This is a genomic window from Nonomuraea antimicrobica (genome assembly GCF_039536965.1).
In the GTDB taxonomy this organism is placed as follows: domain Bacteria; phylum Actinomycetota; class Actinomycetes; order Streptosporangiales; family Streptosporangiaceae; genus Nonomuraea; species Nonomuraea antimicrobica.
On sequence record NZ_BAAAZP010000162.1, the window covers coordinates 25,447 to 41,368 of the forward strand.

Below are 15,922 nucleotides of genomic sequence, written 5' to 3' on the forward strand. Positions count from 1 at the left end.
GAGGAGATCTTGGACCAACTGTTCACCGTCCCGGAAACGGCCGAACTGCTCAGCACCTCGGTTCGCTTCGTCCGCCGACTGATCGCCGAACGCCGGATCGAGTTCGTGAAGGTCGGGCGGCACGTCCGCATCCGTGAGTCCGCACTGATCACCTTCGTCGTCGCCGGGACCGTCGCGCCCCTGACGACCTTCGACGCAACCGGGAGGGCCGCCTGATGGCGAACAAGGACAACCATCGCCGTTTCGGCAACATCCGCAAGCTGCCCTCGGGCCGGTTCCAGATCCGCTATCCCGGACCCGACGGGCGCATGCGGACCGGCGAGGAGACCTATGAGCGCAAGGGCGACGCGGACCGGGCGCTCACCCTGATCGAGGGGCGGATACTCGCCGGGACGTGGACCGACCCCGAGCGGGCTAAGGTCAGGCTCGCCGAGTATTCGGCAGCCTGGATCGACCAACGCCCCGGTCTACGCCCTCGAACGGTGGACCTGTACCGCTGGCTGCTCCAGAAACACATCACGCCCTACCTCGGCAACGTCTCGCTCGGCAAGCTCTCGACGGCGATGATTCGGCAGTGGCGGGCGGATCTGCTCGGCAAGGGCGTCTCGGTGAGCATGGCCGCCAAGGCGTACCGCCTGCTCCGTGCCGTGCTCATGACGGCGGCCGAGGACGACGGGATCATCTCCCGCAACCCATGCAGAATCCGCGGGGCCGGCGACGAGCACGCCGAAGAGCGACCGGTCCTCTCCGTGGGGCAGGTCTTCGAGCTGGCGGACAAGATTGGGCGCCGCCCAGTGGGCAGTATCCGGGGGCTCAAGAGAGGCGAAGGACACCGCATCCGCTTCCAGAGGCATGGTGAGATGCGGACCTACCCGGAGGTCTTCCCCACGCGAGCAGAAGCCGAGCGGGCGCTGTGGCGGATGATCGACACCGGGCAGGCCGACTGCACGCATGATCGCCGCTACCGAACCTTCGTACTCCTGGCCACGTTCGCGAGCCTGCGATGGGGCGAAATCACCGCTCTGACGCGATCAGACCTCGACCTCAACGCGGGTACGGTCCGCGTACGCCTTGCTTATATGGAACGTTCCACCGGCGAGCTGGTTCTTGGCCCACCCAAGTCCAAGGCTGGCAAGCGCATCGTCGGCATCCCGCAAGCGATCATCCCGGCTCTCAAGGAGCACCTGCGGCTCTACGTGAAGCCCGAAGCCGGATCGCTGATCTTCACCGGCATCAAGGGCGGACCGATGCGCCGGAGCGCATTCAACAAGCTCTCCGGATGGATGGAAGCCGTGCGGGCGATCGGCGTCCCGGGGCTGCACTTCCATGATCTCCGTCACACCGGGAACATGATCGCGGCGGACTCGGGCGCGGGCCTCAAGGACCTCATGGCGCGCATGGGACACGACAACGTCCGGGCCGCGATGATCTATCAGCACGCCGTCCGTGGAGCCGACAAGCTGATCACCGAAGCCATCGACAAGCACCTCATCGGGCACGAACGGGCACGCGACGATGACGAGGACGAGGACGAGGACGAGGACGAGGACGACCCGCCCGGCCTGCTCGTTCCCGCCGGGTGATTCCTACGCCTAATGGCACGCTAATGGCACGCAGAGATCAACAAACCTAGGAAACGCCGAAGCCCAGGCACCGAATCCATCGGTCCACCTGGGCTTTCCCTATGAGAGCGGGTGACGGGAATCGAACCCGCGCTGTCAGCTTGGGAAGCTGATGTTCTGCCATTGAACTACACCCGCGTACGACTCAAGGTCGCGTCCCCCACTGTAGCGGAAACTTGGCGCACATCAGCAATCCCGACCCCGCGCAATTTCCGCTCGCCCGGTAAGTTGCTCACCGTGTTGCTATCTGACCGTGACATCCTCGCCGAGATCAAGGCCGGGCGGCTGGCGCTGGACCCGTTCGATCCGGACATGATCCAGCCCTCCAGCATCGACGTGCGGCTCGATCGCTTCTTCCGGGTGTTCGAGAACCACCGTTACCCGCACATAGACCCGTCCGTCGAGCAGCCGGATCTCACGCGGATGGTGGAGCCCCAGGGGGACGATCCATTCATCTTGCATCCGGGCGAGTTCGTGCTGGCCTCCACGTACGAGGCCGTCACGGTGCCCGACCACCTCGCCTCGCGGCTGGAGGGGAAGAGTTCGCTGGGACGGCTGGGGTTGCTGACGCATTCGACGGCCGGGTTCATCGATCCGGGGTTCAGCGGGCATGTGACGCTGGAGTTGTCGAACGTGGCGACGTTGCCGATCAAGTTGTGGCCGGGGATGAAGATCGGGCAGTTGTGCGTGTTCAGGCTCAGCTCCCCCGCCGAACACCCGTACGGCTCCAGCAAGTACGGTTCCCGCTACCAGGGCCAGCGCGGCCCCACCCCGTCGAGGTCGTTCCGGAACTTCCACCGCACCAAGATCTGAGCGGGATGAGTGAGACGAGCACGAGGGGCGAGGCGACAGGAAAGTGAACGAAAGGTAAACGCGGAGGGTCTGACGGGTGATCGGGGGCGGGTCGTCGTCTGCCCGCGGGGCGTTCCTTGACGCACGCGGGCCGGCGCGCCCGGCCGACGGACGCGCCGCTGGTCGGCCCACCGGTCGGCGCCACCGATCATCGGGTCACGCCCCAGGCCGCCGACGCCGGCCGAGAGGTCGCGGCGCAGGTCGGGGTGCAGGTCAGGATGTCCAGCCGAAGGTCACGCCGTGGGCCGGTGCAGTCGGCCGGTGCGGGCGACCAGTACGATCGGCCGACGCGGTCGGCCAATGCGGACGGCCCAAAAGATCACGAAACTACGCGGAATGCCGGTGTCGCACAACAGACGCCGGGTAGCCACAAGGCGAAGAGAAGATGAAGTTCGCATTTCTCCTGGTAAGCCGTACCCTTTGCACGGACCATCCCCGCACATCTGGAGAACGACGTGCGCCTGCGTCTCACGCCACGTGAGGACAGCTACTACGACCTGTTCGCCGACTCGGCGAACAACCTGGTCACGGCATCCCGTCTACTGGTCGAGATCATCAGTGACGGCTCGGACAGGGAGGCCCTGGCCGAGAAGATGCGCGCCTGCGAGCACGCCGGGGACGAACGCACCCACGCGATCATGAACCGGCTCAATGAGAGCTTCATCACTCCGTTCGACCGCGAGGACATCTACCGGCTCGCCTCGAACCTCGACGACGTGATGGACGCCATGGAGGCCGCCTCCGACCTCATCCTGCTGTACCAGATCGACCACCTCCCCAAGGACGTCGTACGGCAGGTGGAGGTGCTGGAGCGGGCGGCGGAGCTGACCGCCGAGGCCATGCCGCGCCTGCGCTCGATGAAGAACCTCACCGAGTACTGGATCGAGGTCAACCGCCTGGAGAACCAGGGCGACCAGGTCTACCGGCGACTGCTGGCCAAGCTGTTCAGCGGTGAGTACGACGCGCTGACCGTCATGAAGATGAAGGAGGTCGTCGACGCGCTCGAAGAGGCGGCCGACGCCTTCGAGAGCGTGGCCAACACCGTCGAGTCGATCGCGGTCAAGGAAAGCTAGGACCAGCAGTGGACCTCACGCTCGCGCTCGTCATCGGCGTGGTCGTCATCGCACTGGCCTTCGACTACACCAACGGGTTCCACGACGCGGCGAACGCGATCGCCACCTCCGTCTCGACCAGGGCGCTGACCCCGAGGGTCGCGCTGTTCATGGCCGCGGCGATGAACTTCATCGGCGCCCACCTGGGCACCCAGATCGCCCAGACGGTGGGCCAGGGCATCATCAATGCCCCGGACGGATCGCACGGCCTGGTCATCGTGATCGCCGCCCTCATCGGCGCGATCGTGTGGAACGTGATCACCTGGTACTTCGGGCTGCCCTCCTCCTCCAGTCATGCCCTCATCGGCGGCCTGGTGGGTGCCGCGCTGGCCTCGGCCAGCGTCGTGCACTGGGACGGCGTCTTCGAGAAGGTCGTCATCCCGATGGTGCTGTCGCCGCTGATCGGGTTCGGTCTCGCCGCAGCGATCATGATCGCAATATATTGGATCTTCCGCAACCGCCAGCCGGGCAGGACCAACCGCGGCTTCCGCTACACCCAGACCGTCTCGGCCGCCGCCATGGCGCTCGGGCACGGGCTGCAGGACGCGCAGAAGACGATGGGCGTCATCTTCCTGGCCCTCACCGTCGGCGGCTTCGCCGAGCCGACCGACCCCATCCCGCAGTGGGTCATCCTCTCCGCCGCGGGGGCGATCTCGCTGGGGACGTACGCGGGCGGCTGGCGCATCATGCGTACGCTGGGACGCCGCATCATCGCACTCCACCCGCCCCAGGGCTTCGCCGCGGAGTCGGCGGCGGCGGCCGTCCTGTACGTGGCGGCCATCGGCTTCGGGGCGCCGATCTCCACCACGCACACGATCACCGCCGCGATCATGGGGGTGGGCTCCACCAAGCGGCTCAGCGCCGTACGATGGGGGGTCGCGGGGCACATCGTGACCGCGTGGATCCTCACCATTCCGGCCGCGGCCATCGTGGCCGGGCTCTCCTACCTGGTGCTCCACCTCATCGTGGAGTGAGCCGGCGACCGGCTCACTGTGGTGGGGCGTACATCACGTCGACGTCCCAGCGGTTGAAGCCGAGGGCCTCGTACAGGCCGATCGCCGCCGTGTTGGTCTCGTCCACGTACAGCATGGCCTGGGCGAGACCACGTGAGCGCAGATGGCCCAGCCCGGCCAGGGTGAGCGATTTGCCCAGGCCGGTGCCCTGCTGGGAGGGGTCGACGCCGACCACGTACACCTCTCCGAGCGGCTCGTGCCCGTGGTCGGAGGAGCCGTGGATCTTCGTCCAGTGGAAGCCGACGAGCCGGTCGCCGCGGACGGCCAGGAAGAAGCCATCCGGGTCGAACCAGGGCTCCCGCTCGCGCCGCAGCAGGTCGTCCATCGTCCAGGCACCCTGCTCGGGGTGGTGGGCGAAGGCGGCGGCGTTGACCTTGAGCCAGGGCTCCTCGTCCTGACCGGGCACGAACGTGCGCAGGCTCACCCCCTCCGGCAGCGTGTGGGCGGCCAGGGGCGCGAAGAGGGAGCGGCGCATCTGCCACAGGGAGCGGACGCGCTCGAAGCCGAAGGCGGCGGCGAGCGCCCCGGCGCCCGGGTGGTCGCCGTGCGCCCACAGGCGGAGCCGGCCGTCGGTCAGGTCCATGATCGACCGCAGCAGCCGCGCGCCCAGGCCCCGGCGACGGCGGGACGGGTGGACGACCAGCTCGACGCTCGGCCCCTCCACCTCGTCGGTGGGATCGACGTGCGCGTAGCCGGCCAGGGCGCCGTCTGCGCGCAACAGCAGCGAGCGGGCCCGCGGGTCGCCGCCGTAGCGTAGGTGGAGCATCACGTGCTCGTTGAGCGGCCGTACGCCGTCGGCGTCCGTCGCCGCCTCCACCAGGGCGAGCACTTCGGTGATCTCCTGGTCATCCAGCCGTTCGCGGATCTCCACGTTCACACTCACAGAACGAACTCTAGGCGTATGACTGGCAAATGACGCCATGTGACAGCCGGGCAAATCGTTACCTTTGCGACATTGGCCGCATGGTTTGCGGCCGTAACGTCTTGGGCCATGACGTCTCGTTCCCTCCTCCGGCTGGCGCTGGCCGGAGCCCTCGCCTCGGGTGCGGTCCTTCTCGCCACCCTCCCGGCGAACGCGAGCAAGGCCCCCAAGACGGTCCCCGTCCGGCTGCTCGCGCTCAACGACTTCCACGGCAACCTCGAACCGCCCACCGGATCCGCCGGCCGCATCGTGGACGAACACGGCCAGACGGTCGAGGTCGGCGGTGCCGCCTACATCGCCACGCACATGAAGGCCCTGTCCGACAGGAACACCATCGCCGTGGCCCAGGGCGACCTCATCGGCGCCACGCCGCTCATCTCGGCCGCGTACCACGACGAGCCGTCGATCGAGTTCCTGGACAAGCTGGGGCTCAAGGTGGCCGCGGTCGGCAACCACGAGTTCGACGAGGGCTACGCCGAACTGCGGCGGATCATGGACGGTGGCTGCCACCCGGTGGACGGCTGCTCGCCCGCCGGCAAGTGGAAGGGCGCCAAGTTCGACTACGTGGGCGCGAACGTCCTGTTCAAGAACCCCAACGAGAAGACCGACGCGCTCGCGGCGTTCGGCGGCTCGAACTCGCGGCAGGTCAAGCAGCTCCTGGCCGACTGGGGCGTGCCCGCGCTGCCCCCGGTCAGCATCAAGGTGATGAACGGCGTGCCGATCGGCTTCATCGGCCTGGTCACGCAGACGACCCCGAACATCGTCACGACCGAGGGCATCAAGGACCTCAAGTTCGTGGACGAGGTCAAGGCCGCGAACGTGGCCTCCAAGCTGCTCAAGCTGCTCGGCGTGAAGGCCCAGGTCGTCCTGATGCACGAGGGTGACCAGGTGGCGTCCGGGCAGTCGCCCGACGCGTGCAGCGCCGTCCCGGGGGCGGGCAACCGCATCGCCACGGAGGTGGACGCCGAGATCGACCTGATCCTGAGCGGCCACTCGCACCAGGCGTACCTGTGCGAGGTCAAGGACCCGGCGGGCAACGACCGCGTGTACTCCCAGGGCGGTTCGAACGGCCGGGTCATCACGCAGGTCGACCTGAAGGTGAACGTCAAGACCAAGGACATCGACCGGGCCTCCGTCGTGGCGGACAACCACGTCGTGACGCGTACGGTCGCGGCCGACCCCGCGATCTCGAAGTTCGTCGGGTTCTGGCAGGACGAGGTCTCGTCCGTCGCCAACAAGGCGGTCGGCACGATCAGCTCCGACATCACCAACGCCGCCGCGCCCTCCGGTGAGTCGCCCCTCGGCAACTTCATCGCCGACGCCCAGCTCGCCGCCACCAAGACCGGCGGCAACGCGCAGATCGCGCTGATGAACCCGGGCGGCGTACGGGCCGCGCTGACGCACGCCGGCTCCCCGGCCAAGGAGGGCGACGGCGTCGTCACGTACGGCGAGGCGTTCACCGTGCAGCCGTTCAACAACCTGATGCAGGTGGTCACCCTCACCGGCGCCCAGCTCAAGACGGTGCTGGAGCAGCAGTTCACCGGCGGGCCGAACAGCCAGGCGTTCACCAAGATCCTGCAGCCGTCGGCGAACTTCACCTACACCTACAGCCGCGGCGCCGCCTGGGGCTCGAAGATCTCCGACATGAAGATCGACGGTGTGCCGGTGACGGACGCGCAGACGATCCGGGTCGCGGCCAACAACTTCCTGGTGGGCGGCGGCGACGCGTTCCTCGCTTTCAAGGACGGGACGGACCTGTGGAGCGGGCCGCTGGACATCGACGCCTTCGTCGACCACCTCGGCAAGAACAACCCCATCGCCCCGCCGGCCACCAACCGCATCACGGTCGTCGACTAGCCCCTGACCTCTGTTAGCCCCTGACCTCTGTTCGCTGAGAACCCTGCGGCCCGGCCTCTTCAGGCCGGGCCGCTACCGTTTCGGAACCCGTGCCAGGTGGTCGCTACCGCTTCCAGGCCAGCCATTTGCGCTCGATCTCCGCCTCCAGGTCGACCCCGTGATGGCGGGCCATGAGCAGGACGTGGCACACCACGTCGGCCAGCTCCTCGCGGAAACCGGCCGCCCGCTCCTCCTCGGTACGGCCCTTGTCCCTGGCCCTGCCGGTGAGCATGAGGAACGCCTGGGTCAGCTCGCCCACCTCCTCCTGGAGCTTCAGCAGGAACCAGGTGTCGTCGCGATCGATGCCCACGTGGTCGGCGTAACGCCGCGAGATGGACTCGATCTCGTCGGAGAGCTCTCGTAGGTCCACCCCGCCGAGTCTAGGTGTCGCAGGAGGTGCCGCTGTAGCCGTGGTCAGGCGTCGTGCAAGGGCAGCACCGCTACGAATCGTGCGCCCGGGTCGTGGTCGGCGACGGTGAGGGTGCCGCCGTGGGCCGTGGCGATCTCCCTCGACAGCGACAGCCCGAGCCCGCTGCCGCCGTTGTCCTTGGCCCTGGCGTTCTCCAGCCGGGTGAACCGTTCGAACACGCGCTCCCTGTCCTGGGGCGGGATCCCGTCGCCGTCGTCGGTCACCGTGACGACCACCCGGCTCCCCCGTACGGCCGCCTCGACGTCGATGCGGGTGGCGGCGTGCCGGGTGGCGTTGTCGAGCAGGTTCGTCAGGAGGCGGTCGAGCTGCACCGGCGAGCCGAGGACGGGTGCCACCTCGCACGCGCGCAGGAAGATCGGCACCCGGGCGTCCGCGCGGCGGCGGACCTGGTCCTCGACCACGCGGCACAGGTCCACCACGCGGCGTTGCGGCGGCGCGCCGGCGTCGAGCCTGGCCAGCATCAGCAGTTCGTCGATGATGCCGGTCAGCCGGTCGGCGGCGGCCAGCACCCGCGCGCCCGTGACCTGCCAGTCGGTCTCGTCGGGGTAGGCGTTGGCCACCTCGATCTGCGTGCGCAGGGCGGAGATGGGGCTGCGCAGCTCGTGCGAGGCGTCGGCGACGAAGCGGCGCTGGGTCTCGGCCGAACGTTCCAGCCGGTCGAGCGCGTGGTTGGTGGTGGCGGCCAGGGCGGCGATCTCGTCCCCTGTGTCGGGTACGGGCACGCGCCGGCTCAGGTCTCGGCCCGTCAGCTCGGCCAACCCGCCCCGGATGCGCTCGACGGGCCGCAGGGCCGTCCTGACCGCGGCCCACGTGAGGCCCCCCACGACCAGCGGGACCAGCGGGGTGCCGAGGAACACCAGGGCGTGGATCCACCTGAGCGACCGGTCCACGTCGGCGAGCGAGGCGGCCCCGTACACGGTGACGGGCCCGGCGACGGCACGCTGAGCGGTGGCGGGCCCGGCGACGGGCCCGGCGGTGGAGTGGGCGACTGTGGGAGGTCCGATGGTGGCGGATGCGGCGAGGGCGGGTCCTGCGGGTGTGCGGACGGTCATCGCCATCACGAGGTAGCGGGTGGCGGGCTCGGCGGGGTCGCGCGTCACCTCCACCTCAGTCGTACGGACGGTTTCTAACCCGCGCGGCCGCAGCGCCGTGACCCGCGCGTCGGCGGGATGGGACGGGCCGCTGCTCGCGAGCACGTCGCCGGTCGCCGAGACCACCCGCAGGAGCGCGACGCGCTCAGGCGGCTCCAGCACCCCGGGCAACTGCCCGTCACGTACGTCGCCGGCCACCCTGCGCACGGCCAGCTCGACCCGGGCCACCAGGACCCCGTGCAGGCTGTCGGGCACGGTGGCGAGCGTGAGGGCGGCCGTGGCGGCGACGACACCCGCGGCCGCCAAGGTCGCGATCGCGGTCAGGCGTGCCCGGATCGAGCGCGGAAACAGCCGGTCTACCATCCCATCTCACCCTCCGTACGTCACCGTCCGTAACATCTACCCCGGGCGCAGGCCGGCCACGTTTAGCGAGTTGATCTGGGCCCACGGGGTTGGACCTGCCGAATTGTGGATACGCTCCGTATTCCTTTCGCTCGTGGCGATTCCGCTGACGGCGTGCACGCCTTCCGCGCGAGGAGCGCCGGGGGCAGGGTGGACGCCATGAAGGTTCTGGTGCTGGGCGGCACGGAGTTCGTGGGCAGGGCGGTCGTCGACGAGGCGTTGGCGCTGGGGTGGGAGGTGACGACGTTCAACCGGGGCAGTCATGCGCCGGTGGAAGGGGTGACGGCGTTGCGCGGCGACCGGGCGGCGCCCGGCGGGCTGGCGGCGCTGGAGAGCGGCGAGTGGGACGTCGTGGTCGACACCTGGTCATGGGCGCCCTCGGCGGTCAGGGACACCGCGGCGCTGCTGGCCGGGCGGGCGGGCTCTTACGTCTACGTGTCGAGCCGGTCGGTCTACGCCGACCCGGTGCCGTACGGCGCCGACGAGAGCGCGCCGGTGGTGGCGTCCTCGCCCGACGAGAGCGACGACAGCGACTACGCCAGGAACAAGGCGGGGGCCGAGCTGGCGGCCGTGGCCGCCTTCGGCGACCGGGCGCTGCTGGCGCGGGCCGGCCTGATCCTCGGGCCCTACGAGAACGTCGGGCGGCTGCCCTACTGGCTGACCCGGATCGCGCAGGGCGGTCCGGTGGTCGCCCCGGCGCCGGGAGACCTCGGGCTGCAGTACGTCGACGCGCGTGACCTGGCCGTGTGGTGCCTGGAGGCGGGGGCGCGGGGGGTCGGCGGGGCGTTCAACGTGGTGAGCCCGCCGGAGTTCACCACGATGCGCGAGCTGCTCGAAGAGTGCGTGAAGGTCACCGGGTCCGACGCCGAGCTGCGCTGGATCGAGCCCGAGCGGCTGCTGGCGGCCGGGGTGCAGCCGTGGATCGAGCTGCCGATCTGGCTGGTGGGCGACGACTACGCGTTCATGCACGGGGGTGAGGTGGGCAAGGCGGTGGCGGCCGGGCTGCGCCTGCGGCCGGTGTCGGAGACGGTGGCCGACACGTGGGCCTGGTTGCGCAGCATCGGCGGAAAGGCGCCCATGCGGCCCGACCGGCCCAACAAGGGGCTCGACCCGGCGGTGGAGGCGCAGCTCCTGGCATAACGGGCCACGTCACGAGCGGGCCATGTCACAGGCGGGGCGGGTCACAGGCGGGGCGGGTCACGGGCGGGGCGGGTCGTGCCGGGTGCGGACGAGGTCGTAGAGGGCGGCGGCGAGGGCGAGGCAGACCGAGGCCACCACCACGACCAGCCCGTGCCGGAACGCCACCGCCCAGCCGCCCCCCAGCGAGCCGAAAAACGTCGTGCCCGCCGCCGCGATCCCGATGGCCGACCCGAGCCGCTGCCCGGTCTGCAGCACCCCGGCCGCGCTGCCCCCGCCCGCGGGCGGCACCTCCGACAGCGTGATGGCCTGGTTCGGCGAGATGACCAGGCCGCTGCCCATGCCCGCCACCAGCAGCGGCAGCGCGGTCGCCAGCCCCGCCGCCCGGCCGGGCACCAGCTCGGTGGCGACCATCGTGGCCAGCAGCCCCACGATCACCATGGTCAGCCCCACGGCCACCAGCCGCCGTCCGAACCGTGACACGAGATGGCCCCCGACCGCGGCGGCCGAGGCCGAGCCGAGCGCGAACGGCGTGATCGCCAGCCCCGCCATGAGCGCGCTGTAGCCGTGGCCGCTCTGCAGGTACAGCGTGAAGATGAAGAAGATGCCGGTGAATCCGGCGAAGTAGAACAGCGCGATGGCCGTACCCAGCCGGTACGACCTTTTACGGAAGAGCGACAGGTTCACCAGCGGCTCACGCCGGTAGAGCCGTTCCCACGTCACGAACCCGGCCAGCACCGTCAACGCGGCCGGAATGAGCAGCCACTTGGCGTTCCCCTCCCACTGGTTGCGCTGGATGAAGGGCAGCAGCAGCCCCGCCACCCCGACGCCGAGCAGGAGCACGCCGACCGGGTCCATGCTCTCGTGCCGCCGGTGCACGAGCTGCGGACGCGGCAGCACCCGCCAGGCCAGCGGCAGCAGGACGAGCCCGATCGGCAGGTTCACCAGGAACACCCAGCGCCAGCCGTGGTCCGCCCCGAACACGGTCACCAGCGCGCCGCCGATCAGCGGCCCGGCGGCCGTGGAGACGCCGATGGTGGCGCCGAGCGCGCCGAAGGCCCGGCCGCGTTCGTAGCCCTGGAACATCTGCTGGATCAGCCCCGAGACCTGCGGGTTCAGCATCCCGGCCGCCATGCCCTGCACCAGGCGGGAGACGATCAGCGTGTTCATCTCCCCGGCGAAGCCGCAGGTCGCGCTGGAGAGCGTGAAGAACGCCACACCCCACAGGAAGACCGTGCGACGGCTCCGGGCGTCCCCCAGTCGTCCGGCCGGGATGAGCAGGAGGCCGAATGTGAGGGCGTACCCCGACAGGATCCACTGCAGGCCATCGTCCGTGGCGTGCAAGCCCTGGCGGATCGACGGCAGCGCGACGTTGACGATGCTCACGTCGAGCCCCGTCATGAAGGCGGCGACCAGGCACACGGCCAGTGCGCGCCGTCGCGTGTCGGACCCGGACGCCCCCATCACCCCCTTGCCGCACTGCGCACATGATGCCCGTCAGATCCGGAAATATCGCCCACCGGTGGCTTCTTTACCGCCCCGCCCGCGCGAGCCGCCCCGCTCCCGGGTGGTCGGCCCGCAGGGACGAACGGTGGTCTTCGTTTCGGGACGAAAGCGGAGTAGCGTCCGATCATGGGCACGATGGCGGTCGAGCAGAACGGCATCAACGCGGTCCCGGAAGGCGAGCGGCGCGGTCGGCCGCGCGACCTGTTCTGGCCGTGGGCGGGCTCCAATCTGTCGTTGTTCGGTGTCGCGTTCGGCGTCTACATCGTCGGGCTGGGCCTCGGCGTGGTGCCCGCGATCATCGTCGGAGCCCTGGGGTACGCGCTGTCGTTCCTGCTCGTGGGCCTGGTCGCGGTCGGTGGCGCGCGCTCGGGCGTGCCCACGATGACGCTGGGCCGCGCGCCGTTCGGCTACCAGGGCAACAAGCTGCCCACCCTGCTGTCCTACGTCTCGAACGTCGGCTGGGAGATCGTGCTCGTCACGCTGGCGGCGCAGAGCGGCGCGGAGATCCTCAAGCGGATCGCCCCGGGCATCCCGGTCACGACCACGACCGCCGTGTGCTTCGCCGTCGCGGCCGTGGCGGTGATCGCGGTCGGCGTGTACGGCCACGCCATGATCATGGTCGTCCAGCGCTACCTCACGTACGTGTTCGTCGTGCTGACGGTCGTCTACCTGGTCCTCATGGTCCCGAGGCTCGGCGGCTCGCTGGAGACCACGGCCGGACCCGGCGGCTGGGTGGGCGGGATCGTCTTCGCCATGACGCTGCTGGGCCTGGGCTGGGTCAACTGCGGCGCCGACTACTCCCGCTACCTGCCCGCGACCTCCTCACCACGCTCGGTGGCCCTGTGGACGACGCTCGGCGGCGCGCTGCCGCCGATGGTGCTGCTCGTGTTCGGCGTGCTGCTGACCGGCGGCGATCCCCGGCTGGCCGAGGCGGCGGGCGCCAACCCGGTGGCGGCGCTGGCCGGGGCGCTGCCGACCTGGTTCCTGCTGCCGTACCTGCTGACCGCCATCGGCGGCTTCCTGGCCGGGGCCATCATGGACATCTACTCCTCCGGGCTGTCGATGCTGGCGCTGGGCGTGCCCGTGAGGCGGCACCACGCGGTGCTGATCGACGGGTTGCTCATGGTGCTGGGCGGCTACTACCTGCTGTTCGTCTCGACCAGTTTCCTGGCCACGTTCCAGGCGTTCCTGGCCGTCGTGGGCGTGGTGATGGCGGCCTGGGCCGCGATCTTCCTGGTGGACATGTGGCGGCTGCGGGGCGGCGGCAGGACGTACGACGAGCGGCTGCTACGCCCGGACGCGCCCGCGCTCAACTGGCCCGGCGTGGCGTCGCTGGTCGTGGCGTCGGCCGTCGGTCTCGGGCTCATCACCTCGGCCGACCCGAACATCGCCGCGTTCGTCGGCTTCCTGATGAGCGACGGGATGAGGTCCGGCACGTTCGGGTCGGCGAACATCGGCGTGGTCGTGGCGCTCGCGCTGGCCGGGCTCCTCTACTTCGTGATCACGGCCGTCACCCGCCGCACGACCCCGTCCCCCCGGGCCTGAGCCTCGCCGCTGCGCCTCGCGGAGCCCGCCTCGGGTTACTCTTGGTGAGCCATGATGGACATTCCGTTGCGACTGCTGAAGTGGGCGGCGCCGGTCACCGCGTGCGTGCTGCTGGCGATCGACGTGGTCGGCGCGTGGCGCGACGGTCGCACGGCCGTGGCCGTGGGCGGTGTGCTGCTCGGCCTGGTGTACGCGGCGGGTCCGGCGATCGAGGGGCGGCGGCGGTTCGCCAGGGGGTTGTGGCTGGGCCTGGTGACGTCCGGGTGGGCCGTGCTGGCCGTGGCGGCGCCGCCGTTCGTGTGGCTGGCGTTCCCGCTGCTGTTCGCGTACCTGCACGTGTTGCCGTTGTGGGCGGCCATGTTCGGGGTGGCGGTGCTGACGTCGGCGGCGACGCTGGCGGCGGCCTGGCACGCGGGTGAGCTGGCCGTGCCGCTGCTGGTCGGTCCAGGCGTCGCGGCGCTCGTGGTGACGCTGCTCGCGCTCGCCTGCCGGGCGCTGCGCGCCGAGATGGAGCGGCGTCACCACGAGTACGAGTTGCCACCGGGCGGGAGAGCCGGGCGGGCGGTCAGGCGGTGACGACGGCGAAGTCCGGGACCGGGCGGTCCAGTACGGCGACCAGCCGCCGCAAGACCGTCGTGTCCCCCTCGCGCTCGACCCCCTCCACCCCCTTGCCCGCCAGCAGCCCGACGAGCTGGGCCTTGGTCAGTCGCAGGGTCAGGTCGGCGCTCTCGTCGCGCGGGTCGGCCTGCTGGATGAGCGCGCCGTTGGACAGCGTCGTACGGTAACGCCTGCCCAGGTCGGTCAGGTGCCAGTCGATGGCCAGCCGCTCGTGCCAGGCCCTGGGGCCGTCCACCCGGATGGCGATCGAGTCGAAGATCTGCTCCACGGTCAGCGCGGCGAGCAGGTCGGGCGCGGCGGGCTCCAGGGCGGCGGGCACGATGCCGTCGGCCAGTTCCAGGGCGCCCATGAGGTAGAAGTTGCGCCAGGTGGCGTTCTCGGCGCCGTGGCCGAGCCTGGTGTAGACCTCGGCCAGCAGGTCGCGGGCCTCCTTGTTGCCCTCGTCGGCGAAGACGGCGTGGTTGAGGAGCTGGGCGGCGAAGCGCAGGTCGTTCTCGTCGACGTAGCGGCGGGCGAAGGCGACCACGGCCGCGCCTCCGCCGAGGCACTCGACGTAGCGCAGGGCGCTCTCGCGCGGCGGGTGCTCCCACAGGTGCGCCGGGTTGCCGTCGAACCAGCCCAGGTAACGCTGGTAGACGGCCTTGACGTTGTGGCTGAGCGAGCCGGTGTAGCCGTGCGTGTGCCAGACCTGCTCCAGCTCGGGCGGCAGTTGCACGGTCTCGGCGATCTCGACGGCCGTCAGGCCCTTGTTGAGCAGGCGCAGGGTCTGGTCGTGCAGGTAGGCGTACATGTCGCGCTGCTGTCCGAGGAAGCGTTCGACGCGTTCGCGGCCCCAGGTGGGCCAGTGGTGCGAGGCGAAGGCGACCTCGGCCCGCCCGGCGAACAGGGAGACGGTCTCGGTGAGGTAGCGCGCCCAGGCCCGCGCGTCGCGGACGGCGGCGCCGCGCAGGGGCAGCACGTTGTGCTGGTTGTGGGTGGCGTTCTCGGCCAGGCACAGGGCGTGGTGGCCGGGCAGGAGGAAGGTCATCTCCGGGGACCCGCGGGTGACGTGGAAGACCATGTGGACGCCGTCGACGGTCTCCTCCTGGCCGGTACGCACGATCTCGACCGTGGGCGGGACGAGCGACATGGTGCCGGTGGAGACGGTCATGCCGAGTCCGGCGCCGATCTGGCCCTCCGGCGAGCGGGGCAGGGCGGGGCCGTACGTGTAGACGGCGCGGCGGTTCATGGCGGGGCCCGCGTAGACGTTCTCGGTCATCGCGTGCTCCATGAACCCGGCGGGGGCCAGGATCGGCACTCCGCCGCCGGTCGCGGGGAGCACGCCGCGTACGCCGCCGAAGTGGTCGGCGTGGGCGTTGGTGTAGATCACGCCGGTGACGGGACGGTCGCCGCGGTGGGCCCGGTACAGCTTGAGCGCGGCGGCGGCGCACTCGGTGGAGATCAGCGGGTCGATGACGACGACGCCGCGTTCGCCCTCGGCCAGGGTCATGTTGGAGATGTCCAGACCGCGTACCTGGTAGATGCCGTTCGTGACCTCGTACAGGCCCTGTCTGGCGCAGAGCCGGCCGTGGCGCCAGAGGCTGGGATGGGCCGTGTCGGGGCAGTCCGCCTGGAGGAAGTCGTAGGAGTCGTTGTCCCACACGACCCGGCCGTCCACCGTTCTGATCACTGCGGGGGTGAGCTTGGCGATGAACCCGCGGTCCGCGTCGTCGAAGTCACCCCGGTCGTGAAATGGAAGGTCTGCCATGCCTAGCCGACTTCCCCATAATCCGGGCA

The 15,922-nt window shown here is 70.1% G+C and carries 14 protein-coding genes and 1 tRNA gene; 9 read left to right on the top strand and 6 right to left on the bottom strand.

Annotated elements, in window-relative coordinates; genetic code table 11:
• The first annotated feature begins 9 nt into the window (after positions 1-9).
• On the top strand, positions 10-216 hold the full coding sequence (locus ABD844_RS39255) for a helix-turn-helix domain-containing protein (protein WP_344889953.1): 207 nt from the start codon (positions 10-12) through the stop codon (positions 214-216).
• Entirely contained in the window at positions 216-1,583 is a 1,368-nt protein-coding gene (locus tag ABD844_RS39260; RefSeq protein WP_344889956.1) for a tyrosine-type recombinase/integrase, read from the top strand. Before ABD844_RS39255 ends, ABD844_RS39260 begins: the two co-directional genes overlap by 1 nt.
• A 106-nt stretch (positions 1,584-1,689) precedes the next feature.
• Here ABD844_RS39260 and ABD844_RS39265 read toward each other — a convergent pair.
• Positions 1,690-1,760 (bottom strand) — tRNA-Gly (locus ABD844_RS39265).
• Positions 1,761-1,859: 99 nt separating this feature from the next.
• Between ABD844_RS39265 and dcd the strand changes: the two genes are divergently transcribed.
• The 3 genes from dcd to ABD844_RS39280 all read left to right on the top strand — a co-directional run bounded on the left by dcd (position 1,860) and on the right by ABD844_RS39280 (position 4,560).
• On the top strand, positions 1,860-2,435 hold the full coding sequence (gene dcd, locus ABD844_RS39270) for a dCTP deaminase (protein ID WP_344889959.1): 576 nt from the start codon (positions 1,860-1,862) through the stop codon (positions 2,433-2,435).
• A 494-nt stretch (positions 2,436-2,929) separates the two neighbouring features.
• Positions 2,930-3,547: a DUF47 domain-containing protein gene (locus ABD844_RS39275; protein WP_344889962.1), complete on the top strand. Its 618-nt coding sequence runs from the start codon at positions 2,930-2,932 to the stop codon at positions 3,545-3,547.
• A gap of 8 nt (positions 3,548-3,555) precedes the next feature.
• Positions 3,556-4,560 (top strand): inorganic phosphate transporter, encoded by a 1,005-nt coding sequence (locus tag ABD844_RS39280; protein ID WP_344889965.1) that lies wholly within the window; start codon positions 3,556-3,558, stop codon positions 4,558-4,560.
• A gap of 13 nt (positions 4,561-4,573) precedes the next feature.
• On the opposite strand, the gene mshD is transcribed toward ABD844_RS39280, so the two are convergent.
• Positions 4,574-5,482 carry a mycothiol synthase gene (gene mshD / locus ABD844_RS39285; protein ID WP_344889968.1) on the bottom strand — a complete coding sequence of 303 codons (909 nt, stop codon included), beginning with the start codon at positions 5,480-5,482 and terminating at the stop codon, positions 4,574-4,576.
• 108 nt (positions 5,483-5,590) lie between these two features.
• Here mshD and ABD844_RS39290 point away from each other — a divergent pair, with 108 nt between their 5' ends.
• Positions 5,591-7,378 (top strand): bifunctional metallophosphatase/5'-nucleotidase, encoded by a 1,788-nt coding sequence (locus ABD844_RS39290; RefSeq protein ID WP_344889970.1) that lies wholly within the window; start codon positions 5,591-5,593, stop codon positions 7,376-7,378.
• A 103-nt stretch (positions 7,379-7,481) separates the two neighbouring features.
• On the opposite strand, the gene ABD844_RS39295 is transcribed toward ABD844_RS39290, so the two are convergent.
• Together ABD844_RS39295 and ABD844_RS39300 are read right to left on the bottom strand one after the other, a co-directional pair.
• Positions 7,482-7,787, bottom strand: coding sequence for a nucleoside triphosphate pyrophosphohydrolase family protein (locus tag ABD844_RS39295; protein WP_344889973.1), 306 nt, complete (start codon positions 7,785-7,787; stop codon positions 7,482-7,484).
• A gap of 44 nt (positions 7,788-7,831) precedes the next feature.
• The gene (locus tag ABD844_RS39300; protein ID WP_344889976.1) at positions 7,832-9,301 is read right to left on the bottom strand and encodes a sensor histidine kinase; all 1,470 of its coding nucleotides are present in this window, start codon (positions 9,299-9,301) and stop codon (positions 7,832-7,834) included.
• 198 nt (positions 9,302-9,499) lie between these two features.
• Between ABD844_RS39300 and ABD844_RS39305 the strand changes: the two genes are divergently transcribed.
• Positions 9,500-10,480, top strand: coding sequence for an NAD-dependent epimerase/dehydratase family protein (locus ABD844_RS39305; protein WP_344889979.1), 981 nt, complete (start codon positions 9,500-9,502; stop codon positions 10,478-10,480).
• A gap of 57 nt (positions 10,481-10,537) precedes the next feature.
• On the opposite strand, the gene ABD844_RS39310 is transcribed toward ABD844_RS39305, so the two are convergent.
• On the bottom strand, positions 10,538-11,941 hold the full coding sequence (locus tag ABD844_RS39310; protein ID WP_344889981.1) for an MFS transporter: 1,404 nt from the start codon (positions 11,939-11,941) through the stop codon (positions 10,538-10,540).
• Between the two features lie 168 nt (positions 11,942-12,109).
• Between ABD844_RS39310 and ABD844_RS39315 the strand changes: the two genes are divergently transcribed.
• Both ABD844_RS39315 and ABD844_RS39320 read left to right on the top strand, forming a co-directional pair.
• The gene (locus tag ABD844_RS39315; RefSeq protein WP_344889984.1) at positions 12,110-13,528 is read left to right on the top strand and encodes a purine-cytosine permease family protein; all 1,419 of its coding nucleotides are present in this window, start codon (positions 12,110-12,112) and stop codon (positions 13,526-13,528) included.
• A 51-nt stretch (positions 13,529-13,579) separates the two neighbouring features.
• Positions 13,580-14,104 carry a hypothetical protein gene (locus ABD844_RS39320; protein ID WP_344889987.1) on the top strand — a complete coding sequence of 175 codons (525 nt, stop codon included), beginning with the start codon at positions 13,580-13,582 and terminating at the stop codon, positions 14,102-14,104.
• Here the strand turns inward: ABD844_RS39320 and ABD844_RS39325 are convergent.
• Positions 14,094-15,893 carry an alkyl/aryl-sulfatase gene (locus tag ABD844_RS39325; RefSeq protein WP_344889989.1) on the bottom strand — a complete coding sequence of 600 codons (1,800 nt, stop codon included), beginning with the start codon at positions 15,891-15,893 and terminating at the stop codon, positions 14,094-14,096. The two genes, ABD844_RS39320 and ABD844_RS39325, sit on opposite strands and share 11 nt — an antisense overlap.
• Positions 15,894-15,922 lie beyond the last annotated feature (29 nt).

What these genes read in the sequence shown, in the direction of transcription:
- ABD844_RS39260 (WP_344889956.1), top strand. Translation starts at nt 216, where the DNA reads ATGGCGAACAAGGACAACCATCGCCGTTTCGGCAACATCCGCAAGCTG.
- ABD844_RS39290 (WP_344889970.1), top strand. Translation starts at nt 5,591, where the DNA reads ATGACGTCTCGTTCCCTCCTCCGGCTGGCGCTGGCCGGAGCCCTCGCC.
- ABD844_RS39300 (WP_344889976.1), bottom strand. Translation starts at nt 9,301, where the DNA reads ATGGTAGACCGGCTGTTTCCGCGCTCGATCCGGGCACGCCTGACCGCG.
- ABD844_RS39305 (WP_344889979.1), top strand. Translation starts at nt 9,500, where the DNA reads ATGAAGGTTCTGGTGCTGGGCGGCACGGAGTTCGTGGGCAGGGCGGTC.
- ABD844_RS39310 (WP_344889981.1), bottom strand. Translation starts at nt 11,941, where the DNA reads ATGGGGGCGTCCGGGTCCGACACGCGACGGCGCGCACTGGCCGTGTGC.
- ABD844_RS39315 (WP_344889984.1), top strand. Translation starts at nt 12,110, where the DNA reads ATGGGCACGATGGCGGTCGAGCAGAACGGCATCAACGCGGTCCCGGAA.
- ABD844_RS39320 (WP_344889987.1), top strand. Translation starts at nt 13,580, where the DNA reads ATGATGGACATTCCGTTGCGACTGCTGAAGTGGGCGGCGCCGGTCACC.
- ABD844_RS39325 (WP_344889989.1), bottom strand. Translation starts at nt 15,893, where the DNA reads ATGGCAGACCTTCCATTTCACGACCGGGGTGACTTCGACGACGCGGAC.